The sequence below is a fragment of the Necropsobacter massiliensis genome, assembly GCF_000827595.2.
In the GTDB taxonomy this organism is placed as follows: Bacteria; Pseudomonadota; Gammaproteobacteria; order Enterobacterales; family Pasteurellaceae; genus Necropsobacter; species Necropsobacter massiliensis.
Genome location: NZ_LN776193.1, coordinates 14,734 through 31,723, shown reverse-complemented (window position 1 = coordinate 31,723; position 16,990 = coordinate 14,734). Strand labels below are relative to the sequence as shown.

27 protein-coding genes are annotated in these 16,990 nt (G+C 43.5%); 17 read left to right on the top strand and 10 right to left on the bottom strand.

The features are described from left to right. Positions 1 to 3: 3 nt before the first annotated feature. From BN3349_RS10895 to BN3349_RS10860, 10 genes are all read right to left on the bottom strand, one after another. Positions 4 to 306 (bottom strand): hypothetical protein, encoded by a 303-nt coding sequence (locus tag BN3349_RS10895; protein WP_040977414.1) that lies wholly within the window; start codon positions 304 to 306, stop codon positions 4 to 6. Next, on the bottom strand, positions 306 to 614 hold the full coding sequence (locus BN3349_RS10890; protein WP_040977413.1) for a hypothetical protein: 309 nt from the start codon (positions 612 to 614) through the stop codon (positions 306 to 308). Before BN3349_RS10890 ends, BN3349_RS10895 begins: the two co-directional genes overlap by 1 nt. Beyond that, entirely contained in the window at positions 611 to 763 is a 153-nt protein-coding gene (locus BN3349_RS12105) for a hypothetical protein (RefSeq protein ID WP_180334854.1), read from the bottom strand. Before BN3349_RS12105 ends, BN3349_RS10890 begins: the two co-directional genes overlap by 4 nt. A 39-nt stretch (positions 764 to 802) precedes the next feature. Beyond that, positions 803 to 1,066 (bottom strand): DUF2644 domain-containing protein, encoded by a 264-nt coding sequence (locus BN3349_RS10885; RefSeq protein WP_040977412.1) that lies wholly within the window; start codon positions 1,064 to 1,066, stop codon positions 803 to 805. 33 nt (positions 1,067 to 1,099) lie between these two features. Further along, complete coding sequence (locus BN3349_RS10880; protein WP_040977411.1) at positions 1,100 to 1,609, bottom strand: glycoside hydrolase family 108 protein; 510 nt, start codon at positions 1,607 to 1,609, stop codon at positions 1,100 to 1,102. 86 nt (positions 1,610 to 1,695) lie between these two features. Beyond that, positions 1,696 to 1,836 carry a hypothetical protein gene (locus tag BN3349_RS12100; RefSeq protein ID WP_180334853.1) on the bottom strand — a complete coding sequence of 47 codons (141 nt, stop codon included), beginning with the start codon at positions 1,834 to 1,836 and terminating at the stop codon, positions 1,696 to 1,698. A gap of 192 nt (positions 1,837 to 2,028) precedes the next feature. Continuing rightward, on the bottom strand, positions 2,029 to 2,529 hold the full coding sequence (locus BN3349_RS10875; RefSeq protein ID WP_052461937.1) for a hypothetical protein: 501 nt from the start codon (positions 2,527 to 2,529) through the stop codon (positions 2,029 to 2,031). Positions 2,530 to 2,532: 3 nt separating this feature from the next. Continuing rightward, entirely contained in the window at positions 2,533 to 2,895 is a 363-nt protein-coding gene (locus tag BN3349_RS10870; RefSeq protein ID WP_040977410.1) for a helix-turn-helix domain-containing protein, read from the bottom strand. Between the two features lie 215 nt (positions 2,896 to 3,110). Beyond that, a complete protein-coding gene (locus BN3349_RS10865; protein WP_040977409.1) occupies positions 3,111 to 3,467 on the bottom strand; it encodes a helix-turn-helix domain-containing protein in 357 nt (118 codons plus the stop codon). Between the two features lie 165 nt (positions 3,468 to 3,632). Continuing rightward, positions 3,633 to 3,932: a hypothetical protein gene (locus BN3349_RS10860; RefSeq protein WP_040977408.1), complete on the bottom strand. Its 300-nt coding sequence runs from the start codon at positions 3,930 to 3,932 to the stop codon at positions 3,633 to 3,635. A 61-nt stretch (positions 3,933 to 3,993) separates the two neighbouring features. Between BN3349_RS10860 and BN3349_RS10855 the strand changes: the two genes are divergently transcribed. From BN3349_RS10855 to BN3349_RS10785, 17 genes are all read left to right on the top strand, one after another. After that, a complete protein-coding gene (locus BN3349_RS10855; RefSeq protein ID WP_040977407.1) occupies positions 3,994 to 4,236 on the top strand; it encodes a DNA-binding protein in 243 nt (80 codons plus the stop codon). Between the two features lie 100 nt (positions 4,237 to 4,336). Then, complete coding sequence (locus BN3349_RS12095) at positions 4,337 to 4,501, top strand: hypothetical protein (RefSeq protein ID WP_180334852.1); 165 nt, start codon at positions 4,337 to 4,339, stop codon at positions 4,499 to 4,501. Continuing rightward, the gene (locus BN3349_RS10850; protein WP_040977406.1) at positions 4,498 to 4,797 is read left to right on the top strand and encodes a helix-turn-helix domain-containing protein; all 300 of its coding nucleotides are present in this window, start codon (positions 4,498 to 4,500) and stop codon (positions 4,795 to 4,797) included. Before BN3349_RS12095 ends, BN3349_RS10850 begins: the two co-directional genes overlap by 4 nt. 28 nt (positions 4,798 to 4,825) lie before the next feature. Beyond that, positions 4,826 to 5,791, top strand: coding sequence for a hypothetical protein (locus BN3349_RS10845; protein ID WP_040977405.1), 966 nt, complete (start codon positions 4,826 to 4,828; stop codon positions 5,789 to 5,791). Between the two features lie 10 nt (positions 5,792 to 5,801). Next, positions 5,802 to 7,607 (top strand): TnsB C-terminal domain-containing protein, encoded by a 1,806-nt coding sequence (locus tag BN3349_RS10840; RefSeq protein ID WP_040977404.1) that lies wholly within the window; start codon positions 5,802 to 5,804, stop codon positions 7,605 to 7,607. 21 nt (positions 7,608 to 7,628) lie between these two features. After that, entirely contained in the window at positions 7,629 to 8,801 is a 1,173-nt protein-coding gene (locus tag BN3349_RS10835; RefSeq protein WP_040977403.1) for an AAA family ATPase, read from the top strand. 2 nt (positions 8,802 to 8,803) lie between these two features. Further along, the gene (locus BN3349_RS10830; protein ID WP_040977402.1) at positions 8,804 to 9,328 is read left to right on the top strand and encodes a host-nuclease inhibitor Gam family protein; all 525 of its coding nucleotides are present in this window, start codon (positions 8,804 to 8,806) and stop codon (positions 9,326 to 9,328) included. After that, positions 9,325 to 9,537: an ANR family transcriptional regulator gene (locus BN3349_RS10825; protein WP_040977401.1), complete on the top strand. Its 213-nt coding sequence runs from the start codon at positions 9,325 to 9,327 to the stop codon at positions 9,535 to 9,537. The genes BN3349_RS10830 and BN3349_RS10825 overlap by 4 nt, the downstream gene beginning before the upstream one ends. A gap of 1 nt (position 9,538) precedes the next feature. Continuing rightward, positions 9,539 to 9,700, top strand: coding sequence for a hypothetical protein (locus BN3349_RS12090; RefSeq protein ID WP_180334851.1), 162 nt, complete (start codon positions 9,539 to 9,541; stop codon positions 9,698 to 9,700). Then, complete coding sequence (locus tag BN3349_RS10820) at positions 9,697 to 10,110, top strand: hypothetical protein (protein ID WP_040977400.1); 414 nt, start codon at positions 9,697 to 9,699, stop codon at positions 10,108 to 10,110. Before BN3349_RS12090 ends, BN3349_RS10820 begins: the two co-directional genes overlap by 4 nt. 47 nt (positions 10,111 to 10,157) lie before the next feature. Further along, positions 10,158 to 10,862: a DUF2786 domain-containing protein gene (locus tag BN3349_RS10815; protein ID WP_040977399.1), complete on the top strand. Its 705-nt coding sequence runs from the start codon at positions 10,158 to 10,160 to the stop codon at positions 10,860 to 10,862. Continuing rightward, entirely contained in the window at positions 10,852 to 11,334 is a 483-nt protein-coding gene (locus tag BN3349_RS10810; RefSeq protein ID WP_040977398.1) for an HI_1489 N-terminal domain-containing protein, read from the top strand. The genes BN3349_RS10815 and BN3349_RS10810 overlap by 11 nt, the downstream gene beginning before the upstream one ends. Next, positions 11,316 to 11,690 carry a hypothetical protein gene (locus BN3349_RS10805; protein WP_040977397.1) on the top strand — a complete coding sequence of 125 codons (375 nt, stop codon included), beginning with the start codon at positions 11,316 to 11,318 and terminating at the stop codon, positions 11,688 to 11,690. Before BN3349_RS10810 ends, BN3349_RS10805 begins: the two co-directional genes overlap by 19 nt. Further along, positions 11,680 to 12,063 carry a regulatory protein GemA gene (locus BN3349_RS10800; RefSeq protein WP_040977396.1) on the top strand — a complete coding sequence of 128 codons (384 nt, stop codon included), beginning with the start codon at positions 11,680 to 11,682 and terminating at the stop codon, positions 12,061 to 12,063. Before BN3349_RS10805 ends, BN3349_RS10800 begins: the two co-directional genes overlap by 11 nt. Then, on the top strand, positions 12,064 to 12,438 hold the full coding sequence (locus tag BN3349_RS10795; RefSeq protein WP_011199311.1) for a Mor transcription activator family protein: 375 nt from the start codon (positions 12,064 to 12,066) through the stop codon (positions 12,436 to 12,438). It begins immediately after the preceding gene. A gap of 2 nt (positions 12,439 to 12,440) precedes the next feature. Next, positions 12,441 to 12,785 carry a phage protein Gp27 family protein gene (locus tag BN3349_RS10790; protein WP_011199312.1) on the top strand — a complete coding sequence of 115 codons (345 nt, stop codon included), beginning with the start codon at positions 12,441 to 12,443 and terminating at the stop codon, positions 12,783 to 12,785. Between the two features lie 165 nt (positions 12,786 to 12,950). Next, a partial coding sequence (locus BN3349_RS10785; protein WP_180334850.1) for a hemagglutinin repeat-containing protein occupies positions 12,951 to 16,990 on the top strand: 4,040 nt, incomplete at its 3' end.

The following is a 16,990-nucleotide window of genomic DNA, read 5'->3' as shown; positions in this document are numbered from 1 at the left end:
TGCTTACTCCCAATACTTTTCAGGGCGAGCGATGCCTACTTGGCAATCAATGGTGTATTCCACAATGTCCACGCCTAAGCGGTTGATGTCGGCATACCAAGCGCCGGAAGGTTGTTTATTGAGTTCAATCAATTTACGGTCGGCGAGATATTCCAGCTGCTGACGGATTTCAAGCGGGGTGACATTAGGATAAATGCTTGCCATGACTTCACGCAGGAACTGTTCATGGGTGGTATAGGGACGGGCTTTATGCAAAGCGTTGAGCAAATTCCAACGCATACCTTCACGGCGGATTTTTTCCATCATTATTTTGCACTCTCAATTTTGTATAAATCACTTAAGGTTTTGTGAACGGCATCCATTTTGGCTTCCAGTACCGTTTGTCCGCGGATATAGTCGTCGCGCAGGACGTAAACCAACGGCATAGAGCTATTCATTTTGTTTACCATACGTTCCAGGTCCTCCACTTTTTCGTTGACCCGTTGTTGGTTGGCGTGGCGTTCTTCCATCGCATTCTGGAATTGCGCCACCAGCATTTTGGCAAACCCGAAACAACAACCGAGAAACGACAATAGCAATCCGACCAAATGCCAGAATTCAACGGTAATCGTCATGGGTTTCTCCGTCTTTTACGCATCACAGGATTTTCCACGCCTAATTTAAGCGCCTGGGTGATATAACTTCGGCGTTCCGCAATCACAGGGTTTTGTTGAGCAAAACGCCAGCCTTGCCAGCGTTTGCGGAGTTTTCTTAAGAATTTCATTTACGTTTTCCTAATTCATTTAGCCATTTAAAAAAGCGTTTAAGCAGTTTTACGAGATTCAGAAACGCCAGTAATTTGTCCATTGATAGCCCCCTTAATTTTTGCTTGATAGCTGGTGACCACGCCTTTTGCCGTAGTGGCGCCGAATAAATAAATCAGCACATTGTTCAGCAGGCTTTCCGCGTAGGGTTGACCTGTGACGACGGCATACACGGTTAAGCCGAATACACACAAAGCACCGATAAACTGCACGGTGCTGGTCGTGGATAATTTGCCGTCGGTGGATAACAATTCTTTCAGCATAATAATTCCTTGAATTTTGATGATCGGTTGAAACTACACTTCGTTATCGACCGCCGCATAAGCCAAGTTGCCGGCAATACGGTTCATCCAGCCTTTGCCGTAGCGCGGGAAGTTTTTCAACTTGGTATAAAAGCGGATGCGTTCGGCGTTAAAGCGTAAAAGCAAATCGGAAATCGGCATTTTTTCGACCGCACTTAATGTAACTTTGCCCACAATGCCGTCATCCGCCACATTTACCGCACGTTGCAACATACGGCTGGCGGTGCCGGTGCCGTGGTTAACCGCGGCATCAAAGAATTGAAACGCCACCGCTTCGGGTAATTTTTCGCAGTGGTAGCGTTGCCAGAAGGCTTTTTCATAGATTTTGAAGGCTTGTTCACGGGTCATGACTTTCATTTCTCCGTTGTAGCCGTTTTCGCGTGCGGTGTATTTGGTAATGCCCCAGTTAGTTTCACCACCGGGGTCGTGTGGGTCATTGACATAGCCGCCTTCGTGACCGATTAAACGGTCAAAAACTTGGCGAAAAGACAGGTTTTCAGACATAAAAAAACTCCAGTTACTTAGGTTTAATCAGTAACTGGAGTGTATAAAAGTGCAGTCTAATTTCATTTTAAACCGCTTTAAGGAAATTAATGCTGGCGATATTGACTCGCTGGCACTTCAAAACGGAACATACCACCATTTTTACGGTAGATACGTTTACCATTTCGAGTGATATAGGGAGTGTAAACCACTACCATATCAGTCTCTTGGGTTGTTTCAAAGGTCATAATACTATCCTTTTATTAAATTGCCATCACTTATTTATAGACAATGCCACACAATTTAATTTAGAATAGAACACCGTTTTCGAAGGTGTTCTTCTTTTATGTGCATTGTGTACAGCGGATGGAGAACTATACATAGTAATAAATATTGGCGTATTTATTACTCTCTAAAACCCAGTCCTTGTGATTGGGTTTTCACATTTCAGGACTTTCAAAATTCAGTGAAAGCTGCTTGGTCTGATATCCCATTGATTCTAAAATAACTTCTGCAAAAGTATCTGCTTGCCATTCAGGATTTTCATTGATTGTCGGTGGCTCATTTGATTTATGCAGGTATGTTTGGTGCATTAGAAACATATGTCCTAATTCATGTAGAATAATCCCAAGAGCATCTCGATCTCCTTGACACGCAAGCTGATATGTCTTTTCTGTTGTTCGAATTGTTAATTCATTAGGACTATAATGTGCTTGAGTTAATCCTTTCGTTAATTCGTTCCATTCTTGCTCAGAAAAAATTTCGATATTTACAATTTCGTTAAGCGTTTCTAAAATCCATTCAAACTTTGAACGTTGCTTATGCCATTCGGTAAATTTCAAGTATTTTGCAATAGGCAATGCAACTTGTACAATTTCTTCTCTAGTCATAGGCTTTACTCGGTAACCGTGCATCTCATATAACAGACTTTGCAAACTCATCCATTATTCTCCTTTATCTGAATGGATTTCTTTTAATAATTCAGCAAATTTTCTAAGTTGCTCAGCTGTCATTGCTGATTTAGCAAAACCTGCGACCATCATTTGTTGTTGTAATGGCAAACCTTCTACCGGAATTGCATCATTTGAAATATGAGCAAGTTCTTGTAAATCTTCGGTTTGTACATTTTTGCGTTTAAAAAAGTCTACAATTTTTTCCACCCATTCTGTTGGGATTTTTTTGCGACCTGTTTCCATACCGCTTAAAAAAGCAGGGCTTGTGCCGATTTCGGCAGCCATGCTGAGTAATGTTTCATTGGCATCAATCCGAGCTTTGCGGACTGCTTTGCCGAATTCTGTAAGTGCCATAGTGAGTTCTCCTGTTTGTTAGTTACACGTTCATCATAATTAAATTAAGAACAAAAAACAATGATTTTTTAAATTTATTTAACCTTTTTGGTAAATTAAGACCAAAAAGAAAAGCTCAAACCATTCGGTAAGAGCTTATCACGAAAAAGATTTCACCATTTTAAACTACATAAACGTTTTTCTTTTGTGTTTTTTGCTACGCTTGGCATACATCATCAGGCTACTTTACTATCCGCAAGCGCCTTCGCCTCTGCCAACGCGCTAGCGGTTTTTTCAATAGCTTCTTTGCCTTGTTCGTTACTTTCTCGGTAGTCTTCAAGGAGGGTTTGTTCTTTTTGAGTGAGAGTGCTTTCAGGTGTGCCGCCAATAAACATCTCGCCTTGTCCTGTTAAAAGCCAGTTTATGTTTATACCCAACTGTGCAAATTTTAAAAAAGCTTCCGCATTAGGTTCTCTTTCTCCACGCATATAGTTCTGCACTGAGCGGTAATTTATACCCGAACGTTCAGAAAACTTTGTAATACTATCGCCAAAATGTTCAATAATTAAGCAAACACGATTATTTATACTCATTTGTTCCAAATTTTTCTTGATTTTCTATACTCGAATGTTCATAATTTTACCACATCAACAACAAACGAACCATAAAACAACAGAAATAGGAGGCGTTTATGCTTAGTCGGTTATTGATTTACTTTTTAAAAAAACCTGCTGTGCAGGAAACCTTGGTGGATATCGTTATGGGTTACCGTAGAACTCGTCCCACCACTGAATTTGCTTCGCCATCCGATGTACCACCTGACCATAAGTCATCGGCTTGGTTAGATGAAATGCGTCGAGATGCGTCGGCTCATTTAGATACATCCGGGCTTGTTTGTAGAGGTAGTCCTTCATACCCGCCCGTACGTCGTCGTTCTCGATGTAATCGATAAGACAGCAAAGCAGGTATTCATAGAGATTGTTTTCCACTTGGAGCGTTTCGACTTTGGCTTCTAGCATTGCCAAACGAGCTTCAAATGATTGATTAGCGGCATTCATTATTTTGTCCTTATTTATGTAATATTTGCCACATTTTACCACAGCAAAACAAGGAGAATAAATGACAAACAACGAATTTTCCCCCTTGCCGTATCCACAAACTACGGAGAGCGTAAGAGCCTATTTTATCCGTCACGGAATTAACCGCAGCGAATGGGCAAGACACTTCAGCATAGACCAACAGGCGATTTCCGATTTACTGCGCGGGCGATTGAAAGGCACCTGGGGAGAAGCTCATAAAACCGCGGTGCTGTTGGGATTAAAACCTGACCCGAACACCGAAAATCAGTCCGTTGCCGCTTAAGTGCAACATTGCTCTTTAACAATTTGGTAGATCCTAAAGCGACATTTTTTGCAGAAAAATGCGGTTTTTAACCGCTTGAACAAGTTTATAGGAGAACAAAATGAAACGAATTTTAGAACGACTTGCGATGTGGTTTTTACGTCGCAACGGCTACATCGTACGTAGCAAAGCGGAATGCAATTTAGTGCCTGATTTTGTATTGCGAATGCAGGAAAAACAGGTGAAACCTATCCAACCGGTGGATTGGGCGGAGGAAGCGGAATGAAAGAGAAATTAAACACGACACAACGGGCATTGCGGATTTTAAAAGCCTTAAAAGGCAGAAGTTTGACAGGACTAACCAATAAGGAACTGTGTGAAGCGATTGGCGAAACGCCGGTAAATGTTACCCGAGCGATTGCCTTTTTAGAGGCGGAGGGCTTTGTGCAACGGCTGGACACCGGCGCCTATGGCTTGAGCTATCAGATTTTGCAGATTGCGGTAAGCCACGAAACGGAGATGCAGAAAGCGTCGGAACGGTTGGCACAGGTGCGTTCCCGAGTGCAAGCGGGTGCATTTTAGGCAAATTTTACAATAGGAGAACGGAACAATGACTGAATTAACCTTAAGCCAAGAACAGAATGCAGTGGCGTTAGCGGCTAAGGCGATGACGCAGGATTTGGCAGAAGCTCACGAAGCAATGGGAATGTTAAAGGCATTTAGCTTTGTGGAAAAACTGCTAACGGTTAGCAGTTTGAAAGTGCTAAACGAAATCAAGAACTCTAAGAAATACAAGGGGTTGAGCTATATTGACCAAGACGGAAAAGTGATAACGGTTAGCAGTTGGGAAAATTACTGCACCGCTTGTGGTTTTAGCCGACAGAAGATTGACCTTGATTTGCAAAATCTAGCAGTACTCGGCGAAGATTTCCTCGAAACCTCCCAACGCCTAGGCTTGGGTTACCGTGAAATGCGTAAACTCCGTCAGTTGCCTGAAGAAGCCCGCGCGGAGATTGTGGAAGCGGATTATTCGGAAGCCACCGATAAGGAAGATTTGATTGAGAAAATCGAAGATTTAGCGGCAAAACATGCTAAGGAAAAAGAAGCTTTAACTAAACAGCTGGAAAGTCTAAAAGGCAACTACGATGCGCAAGCGAAAGTGCTGAAAAACAGAAATGACCGATTGGACAAACTGGATAAGGAATTAGCGAAGAAAACCCAGCTTATCGAAATCCAAACGCCCGAGCAGCGTGGCGGTGCACTACGCGAAGAAGCGGCCGCGATTAGTTATAAGGCCGAAGCGATTTTAAGGGGGCAAGTATTCCAAGCCTTTGAAGCTTTGCAAGCTCACCAAGAAGAACACGGCATTGACCATCGCCAGTTTATGAGTGGTGTGCTTGCGGAGTATCAGTTGATTTTAAGTGAGCTGAAAGAACACTTTCAAATTAATGATCAACCGTCGGATGATGATTTGCCTGAGTGGGCGAGAGACGATTATACAGGCGAAGATGCTGAAACCGGTCAAAGTTTATCTTCTATTCTGGATGACGTAATTAACCCTGAAATTGTGGAGTAAGGATGATGCAATGGATATTTTACCGAATGTGCTATCCCTTTGGGCAAAGCGCATAGACGCGGCAAAGTTTGGCGAAAAAGAAAAAGTGATTAAAGAAGGTTGCGCCACTTGCGGATTAAGTCGGAATACTTTTTTAAATAAGCTTAAACCTTATCGTCAAGCCAGTTATCGTAAAGCGCGGTCGGATAAGGGGAAAAATCAGTTAAATATGGATGAACTGAAGATGATTAGTTCGGCATGGCTTCATACTCGGCGAAAAAACGGCAAAACCATGATGACCCTTGAGCGTATTCTTACGGTATTAAGAGCCAACGGAATAGTGAAGGCGGAATTTGTGGATAAGAAAACCGGCGAAATTCGTCTTTATTCGGCAAGTAGTATCGAGCGTGCATTACGCAATGCGAATATGCACCCTGACCAGTTGCTTCGCCCTGCCCCAGTGGTGCAAATGCAAAGCCGTCACCCGAATCATGTTTGGCAAATTGACCCGTCATTGTGTGTACTTTATTACCTTAAAGAAACGGGTAAAGGTAACGGCTTATGCATTATGGAAGAAGGCGAGTTTTATAAAAACAAGCCGTCTAATGTGGCAAAAATCGAACCTCAACGGGTATGGCGATATGTCATTACTGACCATGCCAGCGGTGTGATTTATGTGGAGTATGTTTACGGCGGCGAAACGGCGGAAAACATTTCTGAGACGTTTATCAACGCCATTCAACCGAAAGCAGATCCTAAAATCGAACCGTTTTATGGTGTGCCGAAAATCCTAATGTTTGACCGTGGTTCGGCGAATACCTCTAAGATGTTTACCCATTTATTACACCAACTTGATGTAAAGGTAGAAATTCCGAGAACAAAAAATGCTCGGGCTAAGGGACAGGTAGAAAAAGGCAATGACATTGTGGAACGCCAGTTCGAGAGCGGTTTGCGCTTTATGAATGTGAGCGGTTTGACGGAGCTGAATGAACTGGCTCATCGTTGGATGCGGCATTTCAATGCAAAAGTCAAACATAGCCGTCATAAATTAAGCCGTTATCAGGCATGGAATCGGATTTTGAATAAGGATTTGATTCAGCCGCCAAGCCGTGAAATTTGCAAGGAGTTGATGCTGACATCTCTGGCTGAGCGTGTAGTGTCGGACAAATTAGAAATCAGTTTCGGCAATTATCGTTATGACGTGCGAAATGTACCGATTGCAAGAGTTGGAGAAAAAGTGACAGTGGGAAAAAATCCATATCGCCCGAATTGTGTACAGGTGCAATGCTTTACTCAATCTTTTGATGAGAATGGCAAGGAAGTGTTGAAACCTTACTGGGTGGTACTTGAACCAATCGAAGTCAATGAATACGGTTTCCGTGTGGATGCGGCGATGATTGGTGAAGAATATAAATCTCACAAGAAAACAGCTTTTGAAACCCATAAAGAAGAGCTTGAACAATTAGCTTACGGTGTGACCAATGAAGACGATTTAAGACGTGCGAAAAAAGCCAATAAGCCGTTATTTAACGGTGAAATTGATCCTTATAAGCATATTGATGAGGCGAGCTTGAACTGGTTTATACCGAAGAAAGGTCAGGAACACGAACTGACCACCAACGCAAGACGGGTTGAACAAAAACCTGTCGGTTTAGTGGAATGCGCCAAACAGCTTAAAACCCACTTTCCGCAATGGAACGGCAAGCATTATAAGCAGCTGGCAACACATTTCGCGGACGGTGTGCCGGCGGAGTTGCTGGAAACCTGGTTACAAGATGAAAAATTGCCTGAAATTTTGAACCCTGAAACCAAAATCCTGAAGCTTAACGCGGCATAAATTTTGATGAACGGAGACGCTATGTTGAAGTTAAAACAGGCGCTGATTGACAAGGGTGTAAGCCTGCGGCAATTGGCGCAGAAGATAAACTTTTCGCCTGCAACGGTGGCACAGTTGGTTAATCATAATCAACGTGTGAAACAGTGGGCGAAATTTGAGCGATGTTTAAGTGATGGTTTACAAAGTTTCGGCATTACGGAACCGCTTGTAGACTTGCTTAAAGAGGAAGCGACAGGCGAAAGTTTGGCGACCGAGCCTGCCGCTTCAGCCCCTAAATCCAAACAAGAAATTAAGGACGAGATTATGTTACTCGCAAAACAGGCTTTATTTCCAGCCACAAAGAAACATTTTTCGCTGTTTCGGGATCCGTTTGCGGAAGATATTCGCAGTGCGGACGATGTATTCAGTTCGGCAGACGTGCGCTATGTACGCGAAGCGTTATTTCAAACCGCAAAACACGGCGGCTTTATGGCGGTGGTGGGTGAAAGCGGCGCGGGCAAATCCACCCTGCGACGTGATTTGATTGACCGTATCAACCAAGAAAACGCGCCGATTACGGTGATTGAGCCGTATATCATCGCCATGGAAGACAATGACGTGAAAGGCAAAACGCTGAAAGCCGCCCATATTGCAGAAGCGATTATTAATACGCTGGCGCCGCTGGAAAGCGTGAAACGTAGCCCAGAAGCGCGCTTTCGCCAGTTGCACAAGGTGTTAAAAGAAAGTGTGAAATCCGGTTATTCCAACGTGCTGATTATTGAAGAAGCGCACAGTTTACCGATTCCTACCCTAAAACATTTAAAACGCTTTTTTGAGTTGGAGGACGGCTTCAAAAAGTTGCTTTCCATTGTGTTAATTGGTCAACCTGAGCTGAAAGTGAAACTTTCCGAGCGCAATACGGAAGTGCGTGAAGTGGTGCAACGTTGCGAAGTGGTTGAGCTGGCGCCGTTAGACAGCGAATTGGAAAACTATGTGGCGTTTAAACTGGCGAAAGTGGGCAAAAAAGTGGATGACATTTTCGACGAAGACGCCTTTGCCGCCGTGCGGCAACGTTTGGTTGCGGTGAATCGTAATAAAACGTCTACCAGCATGCTTTATCCGCTTGCGGTGGGCAATTTGCTGACAGCAGCGATGAATTTGGCAGAAAGTTTAGGTGTGCCGAAAGTATCCGGCGAAGTGGTGATGGGAGTATAAAAATGGCAAAAAAAGCAGTACGTATTAAGGCAGAAACTCACGAAATTAATCTGCAAACGCAAGATGATGTGGCGTTAGCCATTAAGGAAATCGGCGACTTGGAGCGTGAGCAGGTGCGTCTTTCCACCTTGCAAGCGGATGAAAAAGCGGCGATTGATGAAAAATATACGGAAAAATTGACCGCACTTAAAGAGCAGGTCAAGCCGTTACAAAAGGCGGTGCAGGCTTATTGCGAAAGCCGTCGCGATGCGCTGACAAACGGCGGAAAACAGAAAACGGCTTACTTTACCACCGGCGAAGTGCAATGGCGGGCAAAACCGCCGGCGGTTATCGCAAGAGGTATCGACGTTATTTTGGAAAGCTTGCGTAATTCGGGGTTGTTTCGTTTTATTCGGACCAAAGAAGAGCTGAATAAAGAAGCGATGCTTGCCGAACCTGATATAGCGCGTTCGATTGACGGCGTGACGATTCGCGAAGGTGTGGAAGAATTTGTGATTAAACCGAACGATGAAGAGGTGCGAACATGAACGAGCGCGAACAGATTAAACAGGCATGGAAGCAGGAATACAATGAGGCGGCAGAAGCCGCCGCAAAAACGGAACGTTCCGGTAACTATTACCAAGCCGCCGAATTGTGGAAAAAAGCGAAAGAAAAGGCCTTAAATTTATCGCAAAAAGAATGGTGCAAACGGCGCTATCAATACTGCATAAGTTGGGCAAGCAGACGGGAGAAATAATATGTTTGATGTCCTTGAACAACTTAAACTGCAAATTCATCAAGCAATTGTGCAGTTAGAACAGGCGGAAAAAGCCTTACATAAACAAGAGATGACGCAGGCGTCTATTTATGTTGAAAATGCAAAAGGGATTCTGATGAAACTCGGAGGAAGAATTAAATGACTATCCATAGTGCTAAATTGCAATTAGTGGTAACCGCTGATAAGGATGATCTAAATATCAAAACCGGTATTGATTGTTATGGTTTACCCCATCAACTGAAGGAAATAATGTCGGATTTGCTGGTGAAATTTCCGGTATTGATTCGTTCGACTTGGTTTTATATTACCGATAATTATGCTGATGCTGAAAACGGTTTTGATGTCACGCTGACCTTCCATTTTGAAAAGGAACAAGGGGATGATTGGTCTACCTCGGCGAAATCAACACACCCCGGCACGGTTGAAGATTTATTGTTAGGCATGGCGAAGATGATTTTTCAGGAAGATCCCATTATTGACGAGCTTATCGAAATGGAACTGGAAGAATTAGATTTGCCCGAATATGTGCAGCATTTCGACCCAACCTGTTAAAAATAAAGCCACCTTCGGGTGGTTTTTTCATATATGGAGTATGAAAAATGAAAGACAAACTATTGAAGAAGATTAAAAAGTTGATGGCATTAAGCCAATCATCTAATCCGCATGAAGCGGCAAAAGCTTTAGAGCTTGCGCAAAAATTGATGGTCGAAAATGATCTTAATCAAAGCGATGTGCTCTTCTCAGAGTATAACGGTAAACAGGAATTTGCTATTAACACGCCACGTTATGTGCATATGCTGGCTAATGTAATTGAAAAATCCTTTGGCGTAGAAGGCTATTTTTCTAATGAGGATCCGGAACATGGTGTAGGTAGAAGCAAGTTTCATATTGTCTTTTTTGGAAAAGACGAAGCGCCGGCAATCGCTTCTTATTGTTTTGATGTTTTATATCGACAATTGCAAAAATCCCGCAAAGAATTTAATGCCACACAAAGTAAACGTTTAAAGCGTAGCACTGCGATTGCTCGGGCTGACAACTTTTGCGAAGGATGGGTTTCCGGAGTAAATGAAATTGTTAAAAATTTTGTTTCAACACCGAAAGAAAAAGCAGAAATGCAAGAGCAACGAAAAATATTCAATGAGACGCGCAAACTTACAGAAGGAAAGGTACGTGAAAGCGGAAAAACTCATGAATTCAGTGATATGTCTAGACAGCAAGGCTATGAGCTGGGCAAAAAGGCTAAATTAAATCATGGTTTAAACGGAAAAGAAACGATGAAACTGGGGTGTAAAAATGAAAGTTAAATGTAGCGCTTGTGGTGCGGTCTATTCGTTGGATGCGCTAATTGCCAATCAATCCGCCAGCCAGGCATTAAATGCGGCATTAATGGTCAGCGGGGAGCTTGGTGAAGTGTTGATTCGCTATTTGGGTCTGTTTCGCCCGGCAAAAACCTCATTAACCTTTGACCGGGTAGCAACCTTATTGAATGAGCTTACACCGATGATTCAAGCCGGGAAAATCACCCGTGACGGGCGTGAATTTCCGGCACCGACAGAAGCTTGGATTTATGCGATCAATCAAATGCTGGCAAGTCGACAGATGCTGAAATTGCCAATGAAATCTCACGGTTATTTATTAGAGATTATTGCCGGTTACAAGTCGGCAAGCACAGGATTGGGCGTGGTTGTGATTGATGAATATAGTAAAGCACAACCACCAACATCAAGCAAAATGAATGCGGTAAAAGGGGCGCTGGAATGGGGAACGAATGGATAAAACCGATTTTGGGCAAAGGCTTTGCGTTGTTGCTCACGTTACGGCTGAAAAACGCCCCGACGGAAGATATGGTAAAGCCAACGCTGGAAACGTGGTTCCAGGTGCTGACTTATAAGAAAAGTTGGGAGCAGGAACTCGACCAAGTGCGGTTTGAACGGGCATTTATGTGGATTTCACAGAATTGCGACTGGTTCCCCACGCCTAAGGTGTTTTTAGATGCGATGCCACGGCGTGAAGCGAAAGAGCTTCCGCCACCCCCACCGAAAACAGCGGAAGAACAGGCAAAACTGGACGAGATTGCGGTGCAAAATATTCAGAAATTGAAACGATTATTAAGGGGATGTTATGCGAAATAAACTATTGCAGTTAGTGCATATTGGGAAAACACAATTGGGAATGGATGATGAAACTTATCGAAGCCTACTTTCTCAACAATTTTACCAAAATTCTGCAAGAAATATAAGCTATTCAGATTTGCTTAAATTAGTAAAATTGTTGCAGGATAAAGGGGCTAAAATTCAGTTACCAAAAAGTAAATCCACATTATCACCACTGCAACGCAAAGTATGGGCTGTGTGGAAATCAACGGCGGATAATCCTACAAGTCAAGCATTAAATGCTTATGTTGCAAGGATAGGTGTTGATGAACCTTGGAATATGATGAATAACTCGCAGGCTTCTTTTGTATTGGAAACATTAAAAAAATGGCAAAAACGAAAGGGTAATTAAATGACTATCGCTAAATTCGACAATGAAGACTTTCGCAATAAAGCGCCTGATTTATTGGCGGATTTAGCGAAACACTCCGTTAACATCATTAAACAACACGCAGACATCGAAGACGATCTCGCTGAAAATATCGGTATGTTGATTGCTATGAAAATAGGTGAATCCTGGGGCGGCTTAAATATTTATATGCCAAAGGCTCAAACCTTGTTCTTCTGTGAACGCGAGAAGCAAATCTATAATGATTTCACCGGCAATAACCATGCTTATTTAGCACGTAAATATAAGCTGTCTCTTCAGTGTATTTACCAAATTGTCAAACGCGTTCAAAAGGATGAAATTAATAAGCGGCAGTATCAGATGTTTAGAGAGGATTAAAGATGAAAACATCTATTATTTTTAATTTACCAGCTGATGTAATCAATGAATTGCATAAACGATTAAGAGAATCAAACTACTCAGGATTTATTGAGCTTGAAAACTGGCTAAAGAATTTGGGGTTTAATGTATCAAAATCAGGTATTCATCGTTATGCTCAAAAACTAAAATCGCTAGATGGTTTTATTGGTAGAAGTGGTTCTTTTGATTTAGCTGTACAATTAAATAACTCTATTGATGATAATACCCCACTAAATTTGTTATACCAAGAACTTGGTAAACTTGAGTATCAAAAGCAACAAATTCTACAAAAAATTTCAGCTATGGAAGCTGAAAATCAAATCTAAAAAATAACTCAGCTTAGACTACTTAAGCTGAGTTATTTCTTTTCACTATTTGAAACGTTATTACATTTTAAAGAATGTTTCTTCCCATATAGACCACAGTGTTCCCATATTTACCTCAAATTTTATGTATTAGTTATCTTAGTTAGATTCAGCGTTGCCAATAAAATGACGATTTCGGCAAATGATATTGCAAACACCGTTAATGCGACGCTCTTTGCAAATGAAACCCTGTTAAATTCAAATAACTTAATCAACCGAGGTTTAATTGACGGCGGTAAAACCTTAATTAAGAGTACTAAGGTAAGCAATATCGGGACGGGGCGCATTTATGGTGATCAGTTAGCGTTTAGTGCGAATACGGTTGAAAATTTATCAGAATTGGTTGATGGCGACCTCAAAGCTGGCACAATCGCCGCGAGAAATCGACTTGATTTCGGGGTAGATAAGCTGGTTAATCGTGATCATGCGCTCGTGTTAAGCTTGGATAAATTGTTTATCGGTGGGCGTTTAGATGCGAATCATCAAGCAACGGGGAAAGCGACCCTGGTTGATAACGGTAGTGCGACGATAGAAGGATTAGGTGACGGTCATATTACGACTTCAACGTTACTCAACCATGATATGTATCTTCAACTGGGCATTCACTCGACAACTGAGGATGTGGAAGAAATCGCGTTAGAATCTAAACCGACCGAGCGTTATAGAGTCGGCGTAGATGGCTACTACGGTTGGTCAGGCAGAACGGCATGGTTTACATTTTATGATAAAAATAAACCGACCATTTCAGAAAAACAATTCTATGTCTGGCGATATCAACGAACAAGCCATACGCCTTATATTAAACAGCAAGATAAAGCGCATTTAAATATCGGCGGCGATTTATATCTTAACGGCGACAATTTACATAATAAATACAGCCAACTGTCTGTTGGCGGTAAGTTATTCCTTGGTGATCACTCTTTTTCTCGTAATGAGGCGAGTCAATCTTTAAGTGCGGCTGGTATTACGCTGAAAAATGAAGATATTGAAAAAGTGATTAATATTGATGAAAAAGGCGAAGCATTATTTCTGAAACATTATAAAAAACATGGGCATAATGGGCATGAACATGCAAAAATCTCAGATTATGTTAAGCCGACTTATAGCGTAACTTCATCTTTTAAAGCGGTATCTAACATTATTGGCGTCCCGCTTGCATCCTCTGGCGCGATGGACAATAAACCCAAGGTTAAGGATATTCAGTTAAATACCATTTCAATCAATACACCTCATGCAGCGCCGTTGGGTAATGTGAGTGCTCCTCAAGCGCAATTGAATGCCGATAAGCAATACTCGGAAATTACGCTTACGCCAGCAATCAACGGTGATGAAATAGTGAATACCGGTCAAGTCATGACCAAACTACATACCGCAGCGAATACCGCCGAGCCGCTTGATTTAGCCGATATGCGCATGCCGATAGTAAAAACGCATCTTGCCGATGTACGTTTACCTGAAGCCAGTCTGTATAAAATCAACCCGGAGGCGCCGAACGGTTATCTGGTCGAAACCGATCCTCAATTTATCGACAATAAACAGTGGCTCAGCAGTGATTACCTGTTTAACGCATTACGTTACGACCACAATAACATGCACAAACGCCTGGGTGACGGTTTCTACGAACAGCGTTTAATCAATGAACAAATCAATCAACTCACCGGGCGTCGTTATATTGAGGGTTACCATAACGATTTAGCGCAATACAAAGCCTTAATGAACAGCGGGGTAAAATATGCTCGACAATTTAATCTTGCTATGGGGATAGGTTTAACCGCAAAACAAATGTCGGAATTAACGACAGATATGGTGTGGTTCGTCAACAAAGAAATCACTTTAAAAAACGGCAAAAAAGTGACCGCACTTGTGCCGCAAGTATACTTGGTGGCGAGAGATACAGATGTTACATCCCATGGTGCGGTGATTTCTGCGAACCAAATTATTGCTGATGTGGGCGAGTTAAATAACAGCGGCGTGATAGCAGGGCGAGATTTAACCCGCCTTAAGGGCGAGCAACTAGAAAATCGCGGTGCGATATTCGGTGAGCATGTCGATTTGTCGGCAACTCAAAACCTCATTAACCTTGGCGGGCGCATTGAAGCGGTGAAATCCTTGTCGCTTTCCGCCGGCAAAAATCTAGCGATTGCAAGTACAGTGTCTTCCGCGCAAGATGCTGACGGCAATTTTGCGCGTACCGTATTAGATCAAATCAGCATGGTAAAAGTGACGGGCGAGGGCGGGCGATTAGCGTTACACAGCGATGGCAACCTGAGCGTGAAAGCGGCACAACTTGAAAGCCAGGGTTCGTTGCGTGCGACGGCAGGCGATGCGTTGCAAATCACCACGTTACAGAGCCAAAACCGAGAACATTACAATGGCGATGCGGATAACTACTACCGTTTAGACCAACAGGCGGAAGGGGGAAGTGCGCTGGTGGGTAAAACGGGCGTGACACTGCTTGCGCAGCATGACATCACCCTTCGTCAAGCTGGCATAAGCAGTGAAAAAGGGCAAGTATTGGTGGGCTCAAATGCCGGCGATATCACGATTGAAGCCGGTCGTGCGGAAGAGCGGTTAGCCACCTCGATAAAATCGACCTCAAAAGGCTTATTGAGCAAAACCACCACGGTATCCCGTCGTGAATATCATACAACCAATGCGGTGGCGAGTAATGTGGATGGACAAGCCGTGACGCTGTTTTCCCGACAAGGCAACCTGACCGCAAAAGGCGCGCATGTGGTGGCGGAAGAGGATTTAGCCCTTGCCGCCAAAGGGAACATCTCAATTGTTTCAGACGTGAATACCCATTACCAAGCCGATGAAGAGATTCGCCGCAAATCAGGTCTCATGGGCAGTGGCGGTATTGGCTTTACCATGGGGTCGAAAAAAGAGCATCTTGAACAAGACCGCACGCAAGAAAGTGCCGCAAGCAGCCAAGTGGGCAGTTTAACTGGCAATACCGTTATTCAGGCAGGCAATCACTATCAGCAAACGGGAAGTACGGTAACATCGGTAAATGGCGATGTTAATATTTTAGCGCAGTCAGCGAATATCACGGCAGCCCGTTCGGATTATGCAAGTAACTACAAATACACGACGGAACAAAAAGGACTGACGATAGCGCTGACCGGTGCGGTTGTGTCTGCCATTCAAGCGGTGGATTCTACGGCAAAATCGGTAAAAACGGTGGAGGATAGTAAAAATCACCGAATTAATGCAATGGCAGCGGCGAATGCTGGTTTTGCCGCGTTGCGAGCGGCGGAACAATTGCGAGGGGTTGCGCAAGCGGTTTCTAATGGTTCGGCAACAGGCGGCGCGGTGGGCGTCAGTATTACCTATGGACAACAAAAGTCCGTCGAAACCCAACATAGCAAAGGGAACGTTGCAGAGAAAAGTCAAGTTAATGCGGGTGATAAGGTGACGATTACCGCACAGGGTCAGGGCGAACGTTCTCACATCACCATTGCCGGTTCAGATGTCTCAGGGCAAGCTGGCACGCACTTAAAAGCGGAGGGTGATGTGAATCTTTTCGCTGTTGATGAAACTCACCTTGAACGCAGCCAAAACAAATCCAATGGCTTTAATGTGGGGGTAGCGATTCAGTTTGGTAACGGCATTGCGGCGGGGATTACCGCCGGAGGCAATGTAGCCAAAGGTTATGGCAATGGCGAAAGCCAAGCGTGGGTCGCAAGCCAGCTGGGCAGTGAACACAGCCAAACCACGATAGAAAGCGGGCATGACAGCAATATCAAAGGGTCGCAAGTGACAGGTAAACGGATTGAGGTTTTGGCAGAAAATCTGAATATCGAAAGCCTGCAAGACACTGCAAAATATAAAGGCAAACAAGAAAGCGCCGCGGGACAAGTCACCGTGGGTTACGGCGTATCAGCCGGCGGCAGCTATAGCAAATCGAAAGTCAATTCAGACTATGCCAGCGTAAAAACACAAGCCGGGATTTTTGCGGGCGATGCGGGATATGACATAACTGTCCAAAAACACACCGCACTTACCGGCGGCTTGGTCACCTCAACGGCTAAAGCGGAAGCGGAAAATAAAAACCGTTTTAGCACCGGTACGTTGAGTGCGACGGATATTGAAAACCACGCTGATTATAACGGCAAGGGTGTTGGTGTAAGCGGTTCAGTGGCAATGAACGTTGATACCCCGTT